21 protein-coding genes are annotated in these 17,659 nt (G+C 63.8%); 11 read left to right on the top strand and 10 right to left on the bottom strand.

Going from position 1 to position 17,659, the window contains the following annotated elements; genetic code table 11:
• Position 1 precedes the first annotated feature (1 nt).
• Positions 2-919 carry an XdhC family protein gene (locus tag SAB01S_RS04695; protein WP_062732100.1) on the bottom strand — a complete coding sequence of 306 codons (918 nt, stop codon included), beginning with the start codon at positions 917-919 and terminating at the stop codon, positions 2-4.
• Between the two features lie 64 nt (positions 920-983).
• Positions 984-1,652 (bottom strand): S24 family peptidase, encoded by a 669-nt coding sequence (locus tag SAB01S_RS04690; RefSeq protein ID WP_021227942.1) that lies wholly within the window; start codon positions 1,650-1,652, stop codon positions 984-986.
• A 119-nt stretch (positions 1,653-1,771) separates the two neighbouring features.
• On the opposite strand from SAB01S_RS04690, the gene SAB01S_RS18800 reads away from it, so the two are divergent.
• Positions 1,772-1,957 carry a hypothetical protein gene (locus tag SAB01S_RS18800; protein ID WP_062731958.1) on the top strand — a complete coding sequence of 62 codons (186 nt, stop codon included), beginning with the start codon at positions 1,772-1,774 and terminating at the stop codon, positions 1,955-1,957.
• Positions 1,954-2,325 carry a hypothetical protein gene (locus SAB01S_RS04680; RefSeq protein ID WP_062731957.1) on the top strand — a complete coding sequence of 124 codons (372 nt, stop codon included), beginning with the start codon at positions 1,954-1,956 and terminating at the stop codon, positions 2,323-2,325. Before SAB01S_RS18800 ends, SAB01S_RS04680 begins: the two co-directional genes overlap by 4 nt.
• Before the next feature lie 9 nt (positions 2,326-2,334).
• On the opposite strand, the gene SAB01S_RS04675 is transcribed toward SAB01S_RS04680, so the two are convergent.
• Positions 2,335-3,246 (bottom strand): hypothetical protein, encoded by a 912-nt coding sequence (locus SAB01S_RS04675; protein WP_062731956.1) that lies wholly within the window; start codon positions 3,244-3,246, stop codon positions 2,335-2,337.
• A 54-nt stretch (positions 3,247-3,300) separates the two neighbouring features.
• Positions 3,301-4,527, bottom strand: coding sequence for a TIGR04063 family PEP-CTERM/XrtA system glycosyltransferase (locus tag SAB01S_RS04670; protein WP_062731955.1), 1,227 nt, complete (start codon positions 4,525-4,527; stop codon positions 3,301-3,303).
• Between the two features lie 89 nt (positions 4,528-4,616).
• Between SAB01S_RS04670 and SAB01S_RS18970 the strand changes: the two genes are divergently transcribed.
• From SAB01S_RS18970 to SAB01S_RS04660, 3 genes are read left to right on the top strand one after another with little or no spacing between them, the layout of a single operon-like run.
• The gene (locus tag SAB01S_RS18970) at positions 4,617-4,739 is read left to right on the top strand and encodes a hypothetical protein (RefSeq protein WP_009822747.1); all 123 of its coding nucleotides are present in this window, start codon (positions 4,617-4,619) and stop codon (positions 4,737-4,739) included.
• On the top strand, positions 4,732-6,096 hold the full coding sequence (locus SAB01S_RS04665) for a putative O-glycosylation ligase, exosortase A system-associated (RefSeq protein ID WP_062732099.1): 1,365 nt from the start codon (positions 4,732-4,734) through the stop codon (positions 6,094-6,096). Before SAB01S_RS18970 ends, SAB01S_RS04665 begins: the two co-directional genes overlap by 8 nt.
• Positions 6,093-6,812 (top strand): hypothetical protein, encoded by a 720-nt coding sequence (locus tag SAB01S_RS04660; protein WP_157078281.1) that lies wholly within the window; start codon positions 6,093-6,095, stop codon positions 6,810-6,812. Before SAB01S_RS04665 ends, SAB01S_RS04660 begins: the two co-directional genes overlap by 4 nt.
• On the opposite strand, the gene SAB01S_RS04655 is transcribed toward SAB01S_RS04660, so the two are convergent.
• Positions 6,772-7,326, bottom strand: a complete 555-nt coding sequence (locus SAB01S_RS04655; protein ID WP_062731953.1) for a type 1 glutamine amidotransferase domain-containing protein — start codon at positions 7,324-7,326, stop codon at positions 6,772-6,774. The genes SAB01S_RS04660 and SAB01S_RS04655 overlap by 41 nt on opposite strands.
• A 105-nt stretch (positions 7,327-7,431) precedes the next feature.
• Here SAB01S_RS04655 and SAB01S_RS04650 point away from each other — a divergent pair, with 105 nt between their 5' ends.
• From SAB01S_RS04650 to SAB01S_RS04630, 5 genes are all read left to right on the top strand, one after another.
• Entirely contained in the window at positions 7,432-8,439 is a 1,008-nt protein-coding gene (locus SAB01S_RS04650) for a DNA topoisomerase IB (RefSeq protein ID WP_062732098.1), read from the top strand.
• A gap of 90 nt (positions 8,440-8,529) precedes the next feature.
• Positions 8,530-9,696 carry a mechanosensitive ion channel family protein gene (locus SAB01S_RS04645; protein ID WP_062731952.1) on the top strand — a complete coding sequence of 389 codons (1,167 nt, stop codon included), beginning with the start codon at positions 8,530-8,532 and terminating at the stop codon, positions 9,694-9,696.
• A 79-nt stretch (positions 9,697-9,775) separates the two neighbouring features.
• Positions 9,776-10,165, top strand: a complete 390-nt coding sequence (locus SAB01S_RS04640) for a hypothetical protein (protein ID WP_157078280.1) — start codon at positions 9,776-9,778, stop codon at positions 10,163-10,165.
• A 135-nt stretch (positions 10,166-10,300) separates the two neighbouring features.
• A complete protein-coding gene (locus tag SAB01S_RS04635; RefSeq protein WP_062731951.1) occupies positions 10,301-11,593 on the top strand; it encodes a class I SAM-dependent methyltransferase in 1,293 nt (430 codons plus the stop codon).
• 43 nt (positions 11,594-11,636) lie between these two features.
• Entirely contained in the window at positions 11,637-13,415 is a 1,779-nt protein-coding gene (locus SAB01S_RS04630; RefSeq protein WP_062731950.1) for an ABC transporter transmembrane domain-containing protein, read from the top strand.
• 10 nt (positions 13,416-13,425) lie between these two features.
• On the opposite strand, the gene SAB01S_RS04625 is transcribed toward SAB01S_RS04630, so the two are convergent.
• The 5 genes from SAB01S_RS04625 to SAB01S_RS04605 form a co-directional block, all read right to left on the bottom strand.
• Entirely contained in the window at positions 13,426-13,755 is a 330-nt protein-coding gene (locus tag SAB01S_RS04625; RefSeq protein WP_062731949.1) for a PilZ domain-containing protein, read from the bottom strand.
• Between the two features lie 200 nt (positions 13,756-13,955).
• Complete coding sequence (locus SAB01S_RS04620) at positions 13,956-14,378, bottom strand: ExbD/TolR family protein (RefSeq protein WP_021227927.1); 423 nt, start codon at positions 14,376-14,378, stop codon at positions 13,956-13,958.
• A gap of 24 nt (positions 14,379-14,402) precedes the next feature.
• Complete coding sequence (locus tag SAB01S_RS04615; RefSeq protein WP_062731948.1) at positions 14,403-14,891, bottom strand: ExbD/TolR family protein; 489 nt, start codon at positions 14,889-14,891, stop codon at positions 14,403-14,405.
• Positions 14,892-15,021: 130 nt separating this feature from the next.
• On the bottom strand, positions 15,022-15,777 hold the full coding sequence (locus SAB01S_RS04610) for a MotA/TolQ/ExbB proton channel family protein (protein WP_174525615.1): 756 nt from the start codon (positions 15,775-15,777) through the stop codon (positions 15,022-15,024).
• A gap of 72 nt (positions 15,778-15,849) precedes the next feature.
• Positions 15,850-16,512, bottom strand: a complete 663-nt coding sequence (locus SAB01S_RS04605) for an energy transducer TonB (RefSeq protein WP_062731946.1) — start codon at positions 16,510-16,512, stop codon at positions 15,850-15,852.
• Between the two features lie 350 nt (positions 16,513-16,862).
• Between SAB01S_RS04605 and SAB01S_RS04600 the strand changes: the two genes are divergently transcribed.
• Entirely contained in the window at positions 16,863-17,651 is a 789-nt protein-coding gene (locus SAB01S_RS04600; RefSeq protein WP_083951163.1) for a hypothetical protein, read from the top strand.
• Positions 17,652-17,659 lie beyond the last annotated feature (8 nt).

Here is a 17,659-nt window from a genome sequence, read left to right as displayed (position 1 = left end):
CCTATCCCTTTGCGTTGAACCCCGCGATCATGCCCGCCGTGATCGACAGGGCGATTTCCGCCGGCCCGATCGCGCCGATATCCAGACCCGCCGGGCCGTCGATCCGCGCCAGCGCATCCGCGTCAAACCCCTCGGCGGTCAACCGATCAAGCCGCGCCGCATGGCTGCGTCGCGATCCCAAGGCGGCGATATAGCCGGTCGGCGCGTTCAGCGCGGCGATCAACGCGGGATCGTCAATCTTGATGTCATGGCTCAGCGTCACGACCGCGGTCGACTCGCCCGGGTGGTGCGCGGTGATCGCCTCATCGGGCCAACGGTCGTCCAGTTCCGCGTTCGGGAATCTTTCCGCCGTCAGGAAGCGGCCGCGCGGATCAATGACGATGGGCGTCACGCCAATCGCCTGCGCCAGCGGAACCAGCGACTGAGCGATCTGCACCGCACCGACGATCAGCAACCGGCGCGGCGGATCATAGCGATTGAGGAATGCGCCCTCCGCCTCCCCCTCGCGCGTCCGGCCAGTGACAAGGTCAGTCGCCAGCGTGACGGCCCGCCCCGTTTCATTGGCCTTCGCGACCAGATCGAACAGGTGAGGTGGAAAACCCACCTCCGATATGGGCTGCACCAGCACTGCGATCTCGCCGCCACAGGGCAGTCCGACCTCCCACGCGTCACCATCGGCGACGCCATAGCGGTGCATATGGGCGGGCCGGCCGGCTATGACCTCTGCCGCGCGTTGCAGCACGTCGGTTTCCACGCAACCGCCCGAAATGCTGCCTTCCAGCCTGCCGTCCTGATGCACCAGCATGTGGCTGCCGCGCGGGCGTGGCGCCGAACCCCAGGTCGAAATCACCGTGGCCAACGCCATTGGCGCGCCGCGCCATTCGATCGCCTTGCGGATCACCGCGCCATTGTCGTTCAAAACATCATGCTCCCGGCTCGCGCGCACCGTCGCGCTACCGACAAGCAATGGGGATGAAGCGCCCCTAGTGCAAGCGTCGCCCCGTCCAAACGACGCGCCCGACGATGTCGACCAATGCCGGGTCGATATCAGTCCAGTCGGGATAATGCGCATTGTCGCTCAGCACGCTAAACCGCCCCCGCAGCGGTCCCATGGCAATGCGCTTCACCATCAGCACACCGTCCAGCCGGAGCACATAAACGCCGTCGCGCAACCGATCTGCGTCATCATCATGATCCACCATGATGTCGTCACCATCGCTGAGCGTCGGCGCCATCGATTCGCCATCGACGCGGATAATCGACACGCGCTGTGGCCGCACCCCCAGATGGCGCAACCAGTGCGCATCGAACGCCATCACGCCAGCCGCGCGTTCATCCTCATCCAACGTGCCGCCCCCGGCCGACGCGCCCAGCGCAAGTCGCGGAACGGAGACGACGGCGGGCAGTCCACGGTTGCGCGCAGGCGGCGGGGCGAGTGACGCAACGCCCCCCAGCATGTCCTCCGAAACACCGAAATAGCGCGCCAGCACGCGCCGGTCATCCTCGTCCAATTTGCGCGGCGTGCCGCGTTTGATGAACTGCTGGATATAGGCGGCGTTGCGGCCGATCAGTCGGGACAGATCGGCATAATTGTCCCCTCGCTCGGCGATCAGCCGGTCCAGCGTGGCGCGGGCATCCTGCGATTGGTCCATCATCTATCCATTATCGATAAGATTTTTCCTAGACAAGTAGGAAATTAGGGGGGAGTAGATAGGAATATTCACATCGACTCGCATTGGGCGAGTCGCTTTAAACGGGGAGATACGGGCTGATGCTGCTGCCATTGATCGAAACTTTCCTGCGTCAAAATGACATGCCGCCAACGCGCTTTGGTCGCAGTAGCGCCCGCGACCCGCGGCTGGTGTTCGACCTGCGACGCGGCCGCGAACCGGGTGCGCGACTGACAAGACGCGTGGAACATTTCATGAACACTTATCGCAGGAGCCAAGGCCAATGACAAGCATGGATGCACATTTTGGCCGCGCCAATCTGCTCCGAAATAAAGCGATCGAGCGGCGCGGGACGGATCCCCTGCCGCTTTTGCTAGCGCAATTGCTGCTGCGGGCGGGCCGCCCGACGGTGATCGACCGTGCAACCAGTCGCCCTTGGGCCAGCGCCCTGTTCGAGGGGCGGCGGCATGCCATTCGCCTTCGCTTCAGCGGCCCCAAGGCGCAGGATCAAAAGGATCGATTGATCGCTGGCCTTGACGAAGCGGAATGGGCCTTGCCCGGCCATTTCGTCGCCGACATTACCGTCGATGCGCATGGTAATGCGGACGATGAACCATGGGTTCAACTGTCGGCTTTGACCATCCGCGACTGGTAGGAACGCAGATCAGCGGCGGCGTGCGGCCATGGTGCGCAAGGTGCCAAGCGCCGCGCGCAATGCTTCGTCCGCATCAGGCGCCACGCTGTCGCGGACCGGCACGGCTGGCGCGACCGGCATGTCGGCCAACACTGGCGCAGTGGTGGCGCGGCGGCGCGAGGCCAGCCCCCGTTCCAGTCGATCGGTCAGCTCGGCGACGGACAAGCCATGGGTAGGCAGCGGGAGCGGCGAAGGACGGACGACGTTAGCCGCCTCCTGCTCAACGCACCGTTCAGCCTCATCGCCTGCAATCTCTTCGACATCAGCCTGAAACGCCACCGGATCGGCGCTCGGGGCGCCTTTGTCGGCGGGGCGCGCAAAGGACGGTGTCGGCTGATCCGCTTCGCGCGCATGATCCGGCGACGGCCCGGAAACACCCTGCATCGGCACCACCGATTGCGATTCAGGTTCGGGCGAAACGATCAGCGGGCGCCGCTTGGCGTCGGGACGGGCGAAAATTTCCACGCCATCGAAATCCCGGCTCGCAAAGATCGGCGGACGCGGCGGCGCGTCGGGATGCGCATCGGCACGGCGAAGCGCCGGAGCGTCCGGGATTCTGGTTGGTGTAGCGCGGCCCCGCGCCAGGGCTGTCAGCTTGGAAAAGGCGAAACCCATCTGTCTTGCTCCCTGGGCGCTACGCTGTCGCCCGTCCATATCCTGTTCGTCATCCGCCCGGCGCGGATCGCGGACGCTTGCCGCCACTGCACCGGCTATCAACACACCTACAAACACCGCCATCGTCAGCCGGGCGGTCACACCCAAAGGCGGGGCGGCGGCTGGTAGGGCTTCACTCAGGCCACTCGACGCCACCAGCATTTCCAGCAGGCCAACCGGCGTAGCGAGCAAGGCCACGGCGGCCGCGACGCCTGCCAGCACCGCCATGGCCGTTCCCCGTCTGGCGCCTGCCCTGTTCACCCTCTCAACCTTCGCTTCCGTTCACGCCGCCGCGCGACTCTCACGCGACCGTGCTAACAACAGTTGGTAAACAGGTTCGTAACGCAAAATATTCGATGACCATGTGCGTTCACGCTCGACATAGGCCCGCGCGACCTGGCGGCGCTCGTCCCACATCGTTCGATCGGCGAACAGCGTGGCAAGCGACTGCGCGATCGCCGCTGGATCGTCGGGCGCGAACAAGGCGCCTGTCACTCCATCCTCGATCAGTTCGCGATGACCGCCGACGTCCGATGCCGCCACCAGCCTGCCCTGCGCCATCGCCTCCAGCGGCTTGAGCGGGGTCACGAGATCGGTCAGCCGCATCGCCTTGCGCGGATAGGCCAACACATCGACCTGCGCATAATAATGTTCGACCTCATCATGCGGCACGCGACCGACGAAGACGATATGATCGGCAAAGGGCGACGCCATCGCCTGTGCCTGCAGCGCCTGCTCCATCGGTCCGCCCCCCACCAGCAGCAGCTTGGCCCGCGGCCGGGCGCGCACGAGTCGCGGCATGGCGGCGATCAGGTCGTCCAGCCCCTCATAATCATAGAAGCTGCCGATGAACCCGACCACGTCCGCTCCCGTCAGCCCCAGCTTCGCCGTCAATTCCGGATCGCGCGGCACCGGCGCGCCGAACTGATCCATGTCGACGCCATTGGGCGACACGATGATCTTGGCCGGATCAATGCCCCGCGCGACCAGATCGCCGCGCAGCCCTTCGCAAATCACCGCAACCGCATCCGCCTCGCGCACGGCGCGGGTTTCCAGTTGCCGCGTCAGCCAATAACGGGGGCTGCCTTCGCGCCCCGTCCCATTGCCGACCGCCGCATCCTCCCAGAAAGCGCGAATTTCGTAGATCAGAGGAATGCCGTGCCGCCGCGCGACGCGCTGTGCGGCCATCGCGTTCAGCACCGGCGAATGGGCATGGATCACATCCGGCCGCCACCGCCGCACCAATGCCTCGATCGCGTCCGCATGCGCGGCGATATCGCGCCATTCACGCATAAGCGCGTTGCCGGTCGCCGGCGGTCCGGCCGTGCGGTGAAAGATCAGGCCATCCACCATTTGCTCGTCCGGCCCGGTCGCGCTGTGCCGCCGCCCGGTAATGCCGCGCACGTCCCACCCCTTGCCAATCTGCGCACGCAGAATCGCCCGGGTCCGGAACGTATAGCCGCTGTGCATCGGCAGACTGTGGTCCAGCACATGAAGAATGCGAGTCATAGCCTGTCCTGTTTGCGGCAAAAGGTTTAACGCCCCGTCAACTCTGTCAGGCTAGGACATATGTTCCGAAGCGATAGCCCAAGCGAGCCATGATAGACACTTTGTCCCTGCTGATCAGCCATGGCGTCATCCTGCTCGCTGCGTGGCGGCTGTTGCCGCGCGCCGATCTGGATCGCGATCCGCCGGCGCAGGAGCCGCATGGCGATGCGTGACCTGTTCTTCATCGCGTTTCTCGGCCTGTTCGGGCTGATGGGACTGCGGCGGCCGTTCCTGCTGGTCGCGGTCTATGCCTATATCGACATCGTTTCGCCCCAGCGACTTTCCTATTTCCTGCTCAATTCGATCCCGATTTCCGCGATCGCCTTTGCGATGATGGTGGGCGCTTGGCTGCTGGTCGATGACAAGAAGGATTGCCGTTTTTCCGCGCGACAGGGGTTGATGCTGCTGCTGCTTGCCTGGTGCGGCTATACCACGTTGACGGCCGATTTCCCGGTCGAGGCGCTGACCAAGTGGAATTGGGTGTGGAAGGCGATCATCGCGGGCGTCTTCCTGCCGCTGGTGCTGCGTACAAGGCTGCGAATCGAGGCGCTGGCGCTGTTCATGGTGCTGTGCGCCAGCACGATCATCATCAATGGCGGCATGAAGACGGCCCTGTCGGGCGGCGGCTATGGCGTGCTCAACCTGATGGTCGAAAACAACAGCGGCCTCTACGAGGGCAGCATCATATCCTGCGTTGCGATCTCGCTCATCCCGCTGATCCTGTGGCTGTCGAAACATGGCACCGTCTTTCCGCCCGACTGGAGGGTGAAGACGTTTTGCTATTGCTTGTGCCTCGCCTGCCTGCTGATGCCTGTGGGCACCGAAGCGCGCACCGGCCTTGTCTGCATCGTCATACTGGCGGGGCTGATGCTGATGCGCTCGAAGCGCAAATTCGTTTACGGCCCGCTGATGCTGCTGGCCGCGCTCATCTCCATCCCCTTCCTGCCGGCCAGCTTCACCCAGCGGATGCAGACGATCGAGAATCACCAGGGCGACGAAAGCGCCTCCACGCGCGTCGCTGTCTGGATGTGGACGCTCGACTATGTGAAGGAGCATCCGGGCGGGGGGGGCTTCGACAACTATCTGCAGAACAGCTTCACCTATTTCGCCCAAGGCACGGTCACGGATGGCGGTGGCACGCGGGTCGAGCGCCGGCTGGTGACGGACCGGGGGCGCGCCTATCACAGCGCCTATTTCGAGCTGCTGGGCGAACAGGGCTATTTCGGTTTTGCCGTGTGGGCGCTGCTGCACCTCATCTGCTTCATCCGTACAGAGGCTATCCGCCGCGTCTATCGCAAGCGCGACGGCCCGGACGACGCGTGGGTCGCGCCCTTTGCGCTGGCCCTGCAACAGGGACATATCATCTACATGATCGGATCGCTGTTCGTGGGCATCGCCTATCAGCCCTTCATCTTCATGATGCTGGCATTGCAGATCGGGCTCGACACCTATCTGTCGCGCAAGCGCAAGACAGCCGCCAAGCAGCAGTTGGACAGGGCCATCGCCCTGGGCAATGGGGCCATCGCATGAAGAGGGAGATGGCGCCGCTCAACGTGGCGCATGGACTGGTGCTCGGGCTGTTTCTGGCGCTGCCATGGCTGGGGCGGAGCGAATGGCTGCCATGGGGCGCGGAGGCGCTGTTCCTGATCGGCGGGTTCCAGTTGCGGCTGGCGGATCGGCGATGGAACGCGCGGAGCGGCGCGCTGGACTGGATCAGTCATATCCGCATGGCGCCAGCGCGGCTGCTACCCTGGGGCGTCATGGCGATCGTCGCGATCATCGCGCACCGGCCCCAGGATGCGCAAGCAATAGGCCTTGCAGCGATTGTCAGCGAGCTGCTGCTCTATCCGGCGTCCGTTCGCCTGATGCGCCAGACGACCCGCCCCGTCGCCGCAGCTTTTCTGATGATATTGGTGGGGGCCCTTGGCGTTATCGATGGCTGCGATGCCCGCTTGGCCTTCGCATTCATGGCGGGGATTGCGACCGGCATCCTCTGGCTTCGGGGGCCGGACGGCGACATTCGCATGACCGTTTCGGCCGTCATAAGCGTCGCCCTCGCTGTCGGATCGACAATCACATTTCCTCAGATACTGCCCTTTGCTTTACCGTTGATCGCCGTCGGCGCCACAATGGCTTTGGCGCATCTGTCGACGCTGCGCCGCCGCCCCATGCCCTGGCAATGGGACGGCGGCGCCAGCAGCCGGTTCAGGCGGGCACTGCGGCCGCTTGCGTCACCGCCTTCTTGAAGGCGTCGACAAAGGCGGGAATGTCATCCGGATTGCGGCTGGTGATGAGATTGCCGTCGACGACAACCTCCTGATCTACCACCCGCGCACCCGCATTGGCCAGATCGGTGCGCACCGACGGCCAGGATGTGACGGTCTTGCCATCCACGCAATCGGCCTCGACCAGCAGCCAGGGACCATGGCAGATGGCGGCGACCGGCTTGCCCGAAGCCACGAAGTCTCGCACGATTCGTACGGCGCGTTCGTTGGTCCGCAGCGTGTCGGGATTGGCGACACCGCCGGGCAGTATCAGACCGTCATAATCCTCGATCTTCACGGACTCCAAAGTCATGTCGGGCGTGATCGTGTCGCCCTTTTCATCATGCTGCATGCCCTGGATCGGATCGGTGGCGGGCGACGCGAGCGTGACCTTCGCGCCGGCGTCGATCAGCTTCTGGCGTGGCTGGAAAAGTTCTGACTGTTCGAACCCGTCGGTCGCGACGATGAGGATGCGGCTCTGCTCAATGGCTGGCATGAAATATTCCTTTGCTTGGGGGTGAGACCCTTTCAACGGGTGAGCAGCGACGGAGTTGCGGAACGAAGCGATGAACGGCGGGTTTTGCGGCATGAGAAGGAAAACATGGCCCAGCCCGCACTCGTCCACACCAACGACACCAGCCCTGGCATCACGCGACGCGCGCTCAAACACGGATGGGCCTATTATGATGGCGACGGGCAGCGGATTACCGACCGTGACGAGATCGATCGGTTGAATGCCATCGCTTTGCCCCCCGCCTATCGTGACTGCTGGTTCTGCGCGTCGCCCTACGGCCATATCCAGGCGACCGGCTATGACGACAAGGGACGCAAGCAATATCGCTATCATCCCGATTTCCGCGCTGCGCAGGAAGCGGCGAAATATGCCGGTTGCCCGGACTTCGGCCGCGCCTTGCCCAAGCTGCGCGCCCGATTGGACAGCGACCTGTCTAAACGCGGCCTGCGTAAGGACCGCACGCTGGCCGCCGTCGTCCGCCTGCTCGACCTTGCCAAGCTGCGCGTGGGCAATGAACATTATGCCACCACGAACAAGAGTTTCGGGGCCACCACCCTGCGGCGACGGCATTTCGACATCAGCGGACGCAAGATCATGCTGCGCTATCGTGCCAAATCGGGCAAGGAGCGGGAACTGGCGGTGACGGACAGCCGGCTGCTGCGCTTCGTGCGGCAGGTCCAGGATCTGCCCGGCCAGCACCTCTTCCAATATCTCGACGAGGACGGCGATGCGCGTCCGATCAATTCGTCCGACGTCAATGCCTATATTGCCGAGGCCATGGGCGCGCCCTTCACGGCCAAGCATTTCCGAACCTGGGGTGCGTCGGTCATCGCATTCGAACAGCTGGCGACCGGTCCGGTATCGCTCAAGGCGATGATCGCCCCGGTCGCGCAGGCGCTCGGCAACACGCCGGCGATCAGCCGCAAATCCTATATCCATCCCGCCCTCATTGCCCTCTGCAAGGATGGACAGGAAGAGTGGCGCAACACGTTGCGATTGCCGCGCAGGACGCGCTATCTCTCGCGGATGGAACGGGGCCTGATCGCCTTCCTCGATGACATAGCCGATTGCACGCCTCTGGCTGCGGCGGCTTGAACCCGACTGGGTTCATGCTCTACCCCCCGGTGCAGAAGTGGCGGGCCGGTAGTCCGCCTTTATATTCCCTAGACAACAGACAGGACAGGCATGGCCGACACAAAAGACCCCGCCCTCCCGACGAAACCCCTTCGCACGCCCGACATTCAGGCAATGTGGAGGGACATGTCAGATTGGTTGTCCGCTCATTATATTCAGATCCTGATTGCGATTGGCGCCGGGATCGTCATCTATCTGCTGCTCGCCACATTGAAGGGACTGGGCAAGCGGTACAAGGGCACGCGCGGCGACACGATCGGCTATACCAATGTGCTCGGCCGCACGGTCGCCAAGACCACGCATTTCTTCATGGTGATGGTGTCCGCCCGCTTGGTGGTGGGCTATGCCGACGCGCCGCCCGCTTTGTATCGCACCGTCATATTCCTGTTCACCATCGCCACCGTTTTGCAGGGCGCGATCTGGGCACGCGAAGTCATATTGGGCCTGATCGAACGGCGCACATTGGCGGAGGATGGCCAAGGCGAAACACTCGCCAACGCGATGGGCCTGATCCGCGTGCTGGTGACGGTGGCGCTGTTCGCGGTCGCGGCCATCATGGTGCTCGACAATCTGGGCGTCAACGTCACCGGCCTGGTTGCAGGCCTTGGCATCGGCGGCATCGCCATCGGCCTTGCCGCTCAGGGTATTTTCTCCGATCTGTTCGCCGCGCTGTCGATCATTTTCGACAAGCCATTTCGTCGGGGCGAATCCATTTCCTATGACACAACAACCGCGACGGTGGAGAAGATCGGCCTCAAATCCACCCGCCTGCGCGCGCTGACGGGCGAGAAGAAGGTGATTTCCAACGCCAATCTGCTGCAAAAGGAAATCACCAGCTATCAGACGCTGGATCATCGCCGGCTGAAATTCGCCATCGGCGTCATTTATCAGACACCCCCGGACGTCGCGGAACAGATCCCCGATATCCTGAAAGGGATCGTCGACGATTTGGGGGGCACCTTCGTCCGGTCGGGTTTTGTCGGGTTCGGCGCGTCCAGCCTCGATTTCGAGCTGGAGTTCGAGGTCTACCTGCCGGGATGGGACGACATCTACAAAATCCGCCACAATATCGGCCTCGCCATCCTGCGCCAGTTCAACGAGCGCGGCATCGAATTTGCCTATCCGACGCAGACGACATTCACGGCCGCGCCTGATGGCCGGATGATCATGCCCTATGCCGAAGTGCAGCCTGTCAAACGGGTCGACGTTGAAGGATGACGGCGGACTGGCGCGCGGGCGACTCCATTCGTCGGCGCGCGCTTGTCGCGATCGGGCCGCTCACCTAGCGGCCTCAACCATGAAGATCATGCCGCTCCTGCTCGCCGCCGCCGCTTTCGCCGCACCTCAAGCCGCATTCGCCCAGGGGCTGGGCGCCGAAATCAACTATGGGCGCGCTGACGGCCATTGGGGCACCGAAATCGGCGCTGGCTATGCCTTTGGCATGGCGGGCTTCAGCCTGACGCCCGGCGGCGGCGTTTACCTGCGCGATGGCGATACAAAGCTTTATGGGCGCGTGGAGGCGGCCTACACCATTCCCCTGTCGGCAAGGATCGGCGCTGGCGCGCGAATCAGCGGCGATGACATCCGTCCCTACGCCACGGTCGCCATGCCATTGCTGCCCAAAGTTCGAGCGAAGGCCAATGTCGGCCCGAAATATTATGCCTTGGGCCTGACGCTGGGTTATTGAAAGACGTCCGTTAAGACATTGTCACAGGCCGGTTATTCTGCCGCATTTGCGTGCCGGGTCATCTTGCACCCTATGCGCGCGCCGCATGAACGGGCATAGAGTCGCCGCCTTGCCCGCATCAGGAGTTGATTGCCCGTGACGTCCCGTGAGCTTACCGGTTTCCTGCCTCTGGATGACAGGCATGGGACGGACGCGCAATGGTCGCGCCGGCTGTCCGACATGGCGTGGCGCATCGGTTTCGGGGCAATCGGCTGGCCGTGGTTGCTCGCCAGCCTGTCGGGCGGTCGCAAGGCGGACAAGCGGGCCTTGCTTGACGATCTGGGCCTTGCCCATGACGCCTTGCCGCATCTGGGAAGCTGGAAGGCGGATGTCGGCTTTCTGCGGCATATCGTCCGGGAAATTGCCCGGCTGCGCCCGGCCCATGTGGTGGAACTCGGCGCGGGCGCGTCATCGCTGGTGGCTGCGCGCGCTTTGCAACTCCATGGCGGCGGGCAATTGCACAGTTTCGACCAGCATGGTGGGTTCGTTGATGCGACGCGGCAATGGCTGAGCGACCATGGCCTGTCGGTCGACATTCGTCACGCCCCGCTGACGCAGGATAGCAGCGACTGGCCGGGGCGATGGTATGCGCTGGACGGGGTGCCGGAACAGATCGACCTCATCATCATCGATGGTCCGCCCTGGAGCGTCCATCCGCTCGTGCGCGGCGCGGCGGACAGCCTGTTCGCACGATTGTCGCCCCAGGGCGTCGTGCTGCTCGACGATGCGGCGCGGCCCGGCGAGCGACTGGTCGCGCGCCGGTGGCGTAAACGCTGGCCCCATATCGACTTTCGGTTGGTGAAGGACGGGACCAAGGGCACACTGGTCGGTCGTCGGCGCGACATCTCCGTGCCGGTCGCCAATGATAATGACCGCGGCCGGACCTGGCGTCATGTCCAGCGCGCTGCGGGGATTGCGGCGTTGATCGGGGCGGGATGGATCGCGCGCGGCGAACTCGGCGAATTTCCGCAGGCCGCGCAAGCGAGCAGTTTCCTTGACGAGGCGGCCGCATCTCGCCGCGCGGGACTGCTGCGTCAGGCGATGGCGTCGCAGGTGGAAAGCGCGACCCTCAATCCCCAGGAAATCGAAGCGGCGACAGGCATTGTCCTGCCCGACCTTCCTCGCGACTGGCGGATCACCGACGTGCAACTATTCCCCACGTCCGACAGCCCCGCCATCGCCATGTCACTGGAAACGCCGCGTGGCGAACATCTGTCCTTCTTTGCCGACCGGGCCGAGACACCGGCCGAGGCCAAGCCGCTTATCGAGCGCCGCGCCGCCGACGTCGTCGCCTATTGGGAGGTCGGCACCATGGCCTATGCCTTGACCGGACAGGCCGCACCGGCGCGGATCATGGAACTGGCCGGGTCCGTCGCGCCAGCGGGCTGAAGGAGCCATTGAGGGCGACAAGGCAGGCTGCTAAGCGCCCGTCATGGCGGATGACAGCAGCACTCCCAACACGCGGCCGGCGCTTGGCAATCTGGCGATGCTCTGGCGGTTCGCCCGCCGCTATCCCGGCAGGATCGCGGGCGCGCTGATCGCCCTTATCGTGTCGTCGGCGGCGACCCTCGCCATTCCCAACGGGTTTCGCCTGGTCATCGACAAGGGGTTCATGGGCGGCGGCGATATCGGCCGCTGGTTCGAATATCTGCTGATGATCGTGGTCGTGCTGGCGCTGGCCAGCGCGCTGCGCTTCTATTTCGTATCCTGGCTGGGCGAGCGCGTGGTGGCCGACATACGCTGCGCGACGCAGGCTAATCTGCTGCGGCAGGCGCCCCGTTTCTTTGAAGAAAATCGCCCCTCTGAGATCGCGTCGCGCATGACCGCCGACACCGCGATCGTGGAGCAGATCGTCGGCTCCACCGTATCGGTGGCGCTGCGCAACATGGTGACGGCGATTGGCGGCTTGGTCTATCTGTTTGCCTTGGCCCCCAAGCTGGCCGGACTGTTACTGCTGGGCATTCCGATCGTGCTGCTGGTGCTGATCGGCCTTGCGCGCAAAGTCCGTGCCTTGTCGCGCGCCAGCCAGGATCGGCTCGCTGACATTGGCAGCGCCGCGACCGAAGTGCTGGGGGCGATGAAGATCGTCCAGGCCTTTGGTCAGGAAGAGCGGGAGGCAGCGCGGTTTCGCGCCACCGTCGAGCGCGGCTTTGCGACGGCACGGCAACGCATCCGGCTGCGGGCGATGATGACGGCCGTCGCCTTTGCGCTGATCTTCGGGGCGATTACCGGCGTCATGTGGCTGGGTGCGATCGACGTGGCTGCCGGGCGGCTGTCTGGGGGCAGCATCGCCGCCTTCGTTCTGACCGGCGGGCTGGTCGCCGGCGCGTTCGGTTCATTATCGGAAAGCTGGGGCGACTTGCTGCGCGGCGCGGGCGCGGCGAGCCGGCTGGGCGAACTCATGACGGCGTTGCCCGACATCAGCCCCCCTTCCCGGACCCACATGCTTCCTGCCATGGAGCGGGGCGCGCGCCTGACCTTCGATCAGGTTCGGTTTCATTACCCGACGCGGCCTGACCAAGCGGCGCTGCATGGGATCGACCTCGACATCCATCCAGGCGAGACGGTCGCGGTAGTTGGGCCTTCGGGCGCCGGCAAATCAACGCTGATCCAGCTGGCGCTGCGCTTTTACGATCCCGATTCGGGGGCAGTCCGTTTAAACGGCGTGGCCCTGCCGGATCTGGCCCCGGCTGAACTCCGTGCGATGATGGCGATGGTGCCGCAGGACAGCGTCATCTTTGCTGCGTCTGCGCGCGACAATCTGCGCTATGGGCGCTGGGGCGCGAGCGACGCGCAAATATGGGATGCGGCGCGGGCAGCCAATGCGGACGCCTTCCTGCGGGATCTACCACAAGGGCTGGACAGTTTCCTGGGCGAAGGCGGTGCGCGCCTGTCCGGTGGCCAGCGCCAGCGGATCGCCATTGCGCGCGCCCTGCTGCGCGATGCGTCCATCCTGCTGCTGGACGAGGCGACCTCGGCGCTGGACGCCGAATCCGAACGGCTGGTGCAGGACGCATTGGCGACATTGATGCAGGGGCGCACAACCATCGTCATCGCCCATCGGCTGGCGACGGTGCGCGCGGCCGATCGTATCATCGTGATGGATGAGGGACGCATCGTCGAGGAGGGCGATCATGCGACGCTGCTTGCACGCGATGGCCTCTATGCCCGCCTGGCGCGGTTGCAATTTCAGGATGGCATCAGCAACTGAATGATGGCGGTCAGGCGTCCGCCTGCCGCCGGCCGATCTGCACCACATGATCCAGTATCGCCGGGTGTAATGGCCGCTCAAAGCTGCAGCCTGATTCATGGCCGCGTGTCCACAAAACGCGCGCACGCCGCCCTTCAAAGCCCGGTAGCATGAGCCACAGGTCGTCGCCGGGGCGTAATTTCATGAAGCTTTGCAGCCGGAAGCCCGTGATCGACAGATCCGCGATATGGCTGCTGAACCAGGTTTCGCCAGGACGACGGACCCTGATGCCGATCTGGACGACCCGTCGATCCGCATTGCGGCGTTTGCGATCCTGTTCAAATTGCGGGTCGGCGCTCATGATCAGTCCTTTGCAAGACAATCGCGCAAATCGGTAAGCAAAATATTAAACCGCTACGCAGGCGCAACGGCTTGGTGCGCTTGCAAAAAAAGGGCCGCCATTGGCGACCCTTGATCCGTGCAATAATTCTCAGGCAATTTCAGACAATAAGCGCGAAGGGGAAGTCCTCGTAAGTGCGCGTCAGGTCCAAAAATCAGCCTTTAGAAATTGCCATATTGTTCGTTGCCGACGAAACCCAGCTTGGTGACGCCTGCGCGCTTGATTTCCGCAAGCACCGAATCGACGACCACATAACGGGTCTGCGCATCCGGCTGGAACTGAAGTTCCGGTTCGACCGGCAGGCGCAGCGACTGCTGCAGATACTGACGCAAAGTCAGCAGGTCGATCGGCGAACCGTTCCAGGTGATGACGCCACCGGCGTCGATCGCGACCTTGTTCTTGACCGGATCGATCACGCTGTCAGACGGCGGCGCATTTTGCGGCAGGTCGATCTTCACCGCGTGGGTCTGGATCGGAATGGTGATGATGAACATGATGAGCAGAACGAGCATGACGTCGATCAACGGCGTCGTGTTCATTTCCACCATCGGTTCGCCATCTTCGGAGCCGGCACTCATTGCCATGGGGATTTCTCCTTCTTCAACCGATCAGAGGCGGACGGTGCCCGAACCGGGTTCCGGTTCGGAGATGAAGCCCACGCGGGGGAAACCGGCGCGCTGCATCGTGTAGATGGTGCCGCCAATGCACCGATAGGGTGTATTGATGTCGCCGCGGATATGCACTTCGGGCAGATCTTCGGGCTTCAGATTTTCGACGCCACCCGCCTTCTTGATGTCCGCCTCAAGCTTGGCGACGGCGCGGTCGAGCAGTTCGCTCGACGTCACCGGCGCCATGCCCCAGAAAACCGCACAGCTGCCGTCGGCGGCCTGCGTGATCGACAGGGAGACATTTTCCGGCTTCGTCGTGGTCGGCTCGAACTCAACCTTGGGAAGCTGCAGCTCAACCGTCTGGACGACGACCGGGACCGCGATGAGAAAGATGATGAGCAACACCAGCATGACGTCGACGAGCGGCGTCGTGTTGATGTCGGACATCGGCTTGTCGTCACCGCCGTCGGAGCCAACACTCATTGCCATTGATATTATCCTAACCTTGGTGTCGATGGCCGCCCATCAGTCTGGGAGACGAGTATGGGAGCCATGGTCGGCGGGGAACCGGGCGGTCGCAGCCGCCACCCGATTCCCGCAACCGTCGTCTTGAGACCGATCAGGCCTTGGTCGGCGTAGCGGCCGGCTTGGCGACCGGGGCGCCGGGCGCGGCAGCAACGGTCGGCTTCACGGCGCCGTCCGAAACCAGATAGGCCAGCAGATCGACGGTGAAGCCGTTCAGCTGCTCGGCGATCGCCTTGTTGCGGCGCTGCAGGAAGTTGTAAGCAAGCACCGCGGGAACGGCGACGGCCAGACCCAGGGCGGTCATGATCAGCGCTTCACCGACCGGGCCGGCAACGGCGTCGATCGAAGCCTGACCGGCGGCGCCGATCTTGATGAGCGCGCGATAGATGCCGATAACCGTACCAAACAGACCGATGAACGGCGAGGTCGAACCCACGGTTGCGAGGAACGCCAGGCCGCCATTCAGCGACGAGTTGATCGCGCCTTCCGAACGGGCGAGCGAGCCGTGCAGCCAGTCATGCGCTTCGACCGGATCCTTCAGCTTGCCATGCTCTTCCTGCGCCTTGATGCCGTCGTCGACGATCTGCTTGTAGGCGGAGTTCTTTTCGAGCTTGGCCGAGGCTTCGCGCAGCGAGGCCGAACGCCAGAAGGTCGCGCGGATCTTCTTGCCCTGATTGATCACCTTCTGCTGTTCGATCAGCTTGGTGAACAGAATGTAGAAAGTGCCGACCGACATGGCGCACAGGATGATGAATACGGTCCAGGCGATGGTGCCGCCCTGTTCAAGGGCTTCCATCAGGCCATACGGGTTTTCGGCCTGGGGAGCCGCAGCTGCGAGATACATCAACATGTTCAAGACTTCCCTCTCAATGAGATCAAGCGGGGGAAAGGCGGCGCCGGGCGCGCGCCTTGCCCATTTGGATTATTCAGGCAGACGCCAGGTGATGCGCCCAGTGTAGGTGTCGGGCATCTCCTTGCCATCGGATCCCTTCGCCGGCTTGAAGCGCGCGCGGCGCGGCAGCAGACGACAGGTTGCCTCGTCGAGATCGCTATGGCCGGTCGAAGAGGTGATGGTGCAGTTGGTCACCCGACCGTCCGCGCCGATGTCCAGGCGGAACCCAGCGGTACCCGAGCGTTCTTCACGCTGAGCGCGGCTAGGATAATCCGCGTCACTCAGCCACGACCCAGGATTGCCACGTGGCGAAGCGCGCGATGCCGCAACGGGCGGCGGCGGCGGAGCCGGCGGCGGTGGCGGCGGAGCAGCGACCGGAACCGGGTTGAACACCGGGGGCGGCGTCCGCACGGTCTGGATCGGCGGCGCAGGCGCCGGGGTCCGGACGATAGGCGGCGGGGCAACGACCGGCGGCGGCTCGACCGGCTGGTCTGGCGGCGGCGGCGGCGGTTCCTCGTCAGGTGGCGGGGGCTCCTCCTTCACGTCGATCACGTTCAGCTGTTCCGCCGCCTTTTTGACATATTTCATGCCAAGACCGGTGACGAAGGCATAGCCGAGAACAGCGTGAATCAGGGCGACGATGACGATCGATATCGTGCGACTCGATCCTTGCGAGTGGTCAGCATAGGCCATTCGGCAACGACACTCCTTAACTCATCTTACCAGTGGTTTATACAAATCAGCCAAAAACGACCCAAGCTGTCCGGGCTTATCCCGGCCACCTTTGGCCCCTGTCCGTTCATTTGCTACCGAGCGAACTCCTATCGCGACGCATCGTGGCACGCAAACGCTTTATCGTTATCTTCATTTGCGTTTACCATTTCCTATCAGAAACACTTGCCTGTGACATTCCCGCCACGGGCTGAAAATACAGGACGAAGCAGTAGATGAAACCCGCCACTTACCGTTGCAGCCTGATGCTGGCCTGCCTCATTTCCGCCGCACCTTCCGGGGTTTCTCCGACATTTGCACAAGACACTCCGATGGTAACGTCATCATCGGAGGCGTCAACGCGCGATGTCGGGGGATTAACCTATGCGGACGTCGTGGACCTTGCCGAACAGGCGCCGCTGGTCGCCCATGTGCGGATTCGCAACAGCATCGCGCTAAAGCCGGATCGGGCAACAGGCGTGCAGAAAGGGCATCGGCGCGTCTATATCGAAGCGGAAACCCTTGGCCTGATTCGCGGCGAAGGCGGCATCAGCCCCAGCGTCACCTATCTCTATGACGCCCCGCTCGACGGGCGTGGCAAGCTGCCCAAGCTCAAGAAGGACGAGGTGATCATCTTTGCCCGTGCCGGGGGGAAGCCCGGCGAAGTCCAGTTGGTGGCGCCTGACGCCCAGCTTCCGACGACACCCCAGGCTGTCGCGCGCATCCGCACGATCCTGTCCGCACTGGTCGCCCCCGATGCGCCGCCCCGTATCCTCGGCCCCGGCGAAGCCTTCCATGTTGCGGGCACCATCGCCGGGGAAAGCGAGACGCAGATATTCCTGCGGACGGAAACAGGCGATCCCGTGTCGCTTTCGATCCTGCGACGGCCGGGACAGGCACCGCGCTGGGCCGTGGCGCTGGGCGAGATCGTGGACGAGGCCGCCCGCCCGCCCGAGGAGGGCAGCCTGCTTTGGTATCGCCTCGCCTGCGGCCTGCCGCCCGTCCTGCCGCCGCAATCGGTCCGCACCCTCTCGCCTTCCGACGCCCAGGCCGCGCGCGCGGATTATCAATTGGTGATCGCCGCGCTCGGCTCCTGCCGCCGGAACCGCAGCGTCGGATAAGGGCGCTT

Source organism: Sphingobium abikonense NBRC 16140 (assembly GCF_001598335.1).
Taxonomy (GTDB): Bacteria; Pseudomonadota; Alphaproteobacteria; order Sphingomonadales; family Sphingomonadaceae; genus Sphingobium; species Sphingobium abikonense.
The sequence above is the reverse complement of the archived record's forward strand: the minus strand, read 5'-3'. Positions and strand labels throughout refer to the sequence as shown.

Bases quoted from the DNA above. Each gene is read 5' to 3' on its own strand.
- SAB01S_RS04690 (WP_021227942.1), bottom strand. From the start codon at position 1,652: ATGGACCAATCGCAGGATGCCCGCGCCACGCTGGACCGGCTGATCGCC.
- SAB01S_RS18800 (WP_062731958.1), top strand. From the start codon at position 1,772: ATGCTGCTGCCATTGATCGAAACTTTCCTGCGTCAAAATGACATGCCG.
- SAB01S_RS04680 (WP_062731957.1), top strand. From the start codon at position 1,954: ATGACAAGCATGGATGCACATTTTGGCCGCGCCAATCTGCTCCGAAAT.
- SAB01S_RS04675 (WP_062731956.1), bottom strand. From the start codon at position 3,246: ATGGCGGTGCTGGCAGGCGTCGCGGCCGCCGTGGCCTTGCTCGCTACG.
- SAB01S_RS04670 (WP_062731955.1), bottom strand. From the start codon at position 4,527: ATGACTCGCATTCTTCATGTGCTGGACCACAGTCTGCCGATGCACAGC.
- SAB01S_RS18970 (WP_009822747.1), top strand. From the start codon at position 4,617: ATGATAGACACTTTGTCCCTGCTGATCAGCCATGGCGTCATCCTGCTC.
- SAB01S_RS04665 (WP_062732099.1), top strand. From the start codon at position 4,732: ATGCGTGACCTGTTCTTCATCGCGTTTCTCGGCCTGTTCGGGCTGATG.
- SAB01S_RS04660 (WP_157078281.1), top strand. From the start codon at position 6,093: ATGAAGAGGGAGATGGCGCCGCTCAACGTGGCGCATGGACTGGTGCTC.
- SAB01S_RS04655 (WP_062731953.1), bottom strand. From the start codon at position 7,326: ATGCCAGCCATTGAGCAGAGCCGCATCCTCATCGTCGCGACCGACGGG.
- SAB01S_RS04650 (WP_062732098.1), top strand. From the start codon at position 7,432: ATGGCCCAGCCCGCACTCGTCCACACCAACGACACCAGCCCTGGCATC.
- SAB01S_RS04645 (WP_062731952.1), top strand. From the start codon at position 8,530: ATGGCCGACACAAAAGACCCCGCCCTCCCGACGAAACCCCTTCGCACG.
- SAB01S_RS04640 (WP_157078280.1), top strand. From the start codon at position 9,776: ATGAAGATCATGCCGCTCCTGCTCGCCGCCGCCGCTTTCGCCGCACCT.
- SAB01S_RS04630 (WP_062731950.1), top strand. From the start codon at position 11,637: ATGGCGGATGACAGCAGCACTCCCAACACGCGGCCGGCGCTTGGCAAT.
- SAB01S_RS04625 (WP_062731949.1), bottom strand. From the start codon at position 13,755: ATGAGCGCCGACCCGCAATTTGAACAGGATCGCAAACGCCGCAATGCG.
- SAB01S_RS04620 (WP_021227927.1), bottom strand. From the start codon at position 14,378: ATGGCAATGAGTGCCGGCTCCGAAGATGGCGAACCGATGGTGGAAATG.
- SAB01S_RS04615 (WP_062731948.1), bottom strand. From the start codon at position 14,891: ATGGCAATGAGTGTTGGCTCCGACGGCGGTGACGACAAGCCGATGTCC.
- SAB01S_RS04610 (WP_174525615.1), bottom strand. From the start codon at position 15,777: ATGTTGATGTATCTCGCAGCTGCGGCTCCCCAGGCCGAAAACCCGTAT.
- SAB01S_RS04605 (WP_062731946.1), bottom strand. From the start codon at position 16,512: ATGGCCTATGCTGACCACTCGCAAGGATCGAGTCGCACGATATCGATC.
- SAB01S_RS04600 (WP_083951163.1), top strand. From the start codon at position 16,863: ATGGTAACGTCATCATCGGAGGCGTCAACGCGCGATGTCGGGGGATTA.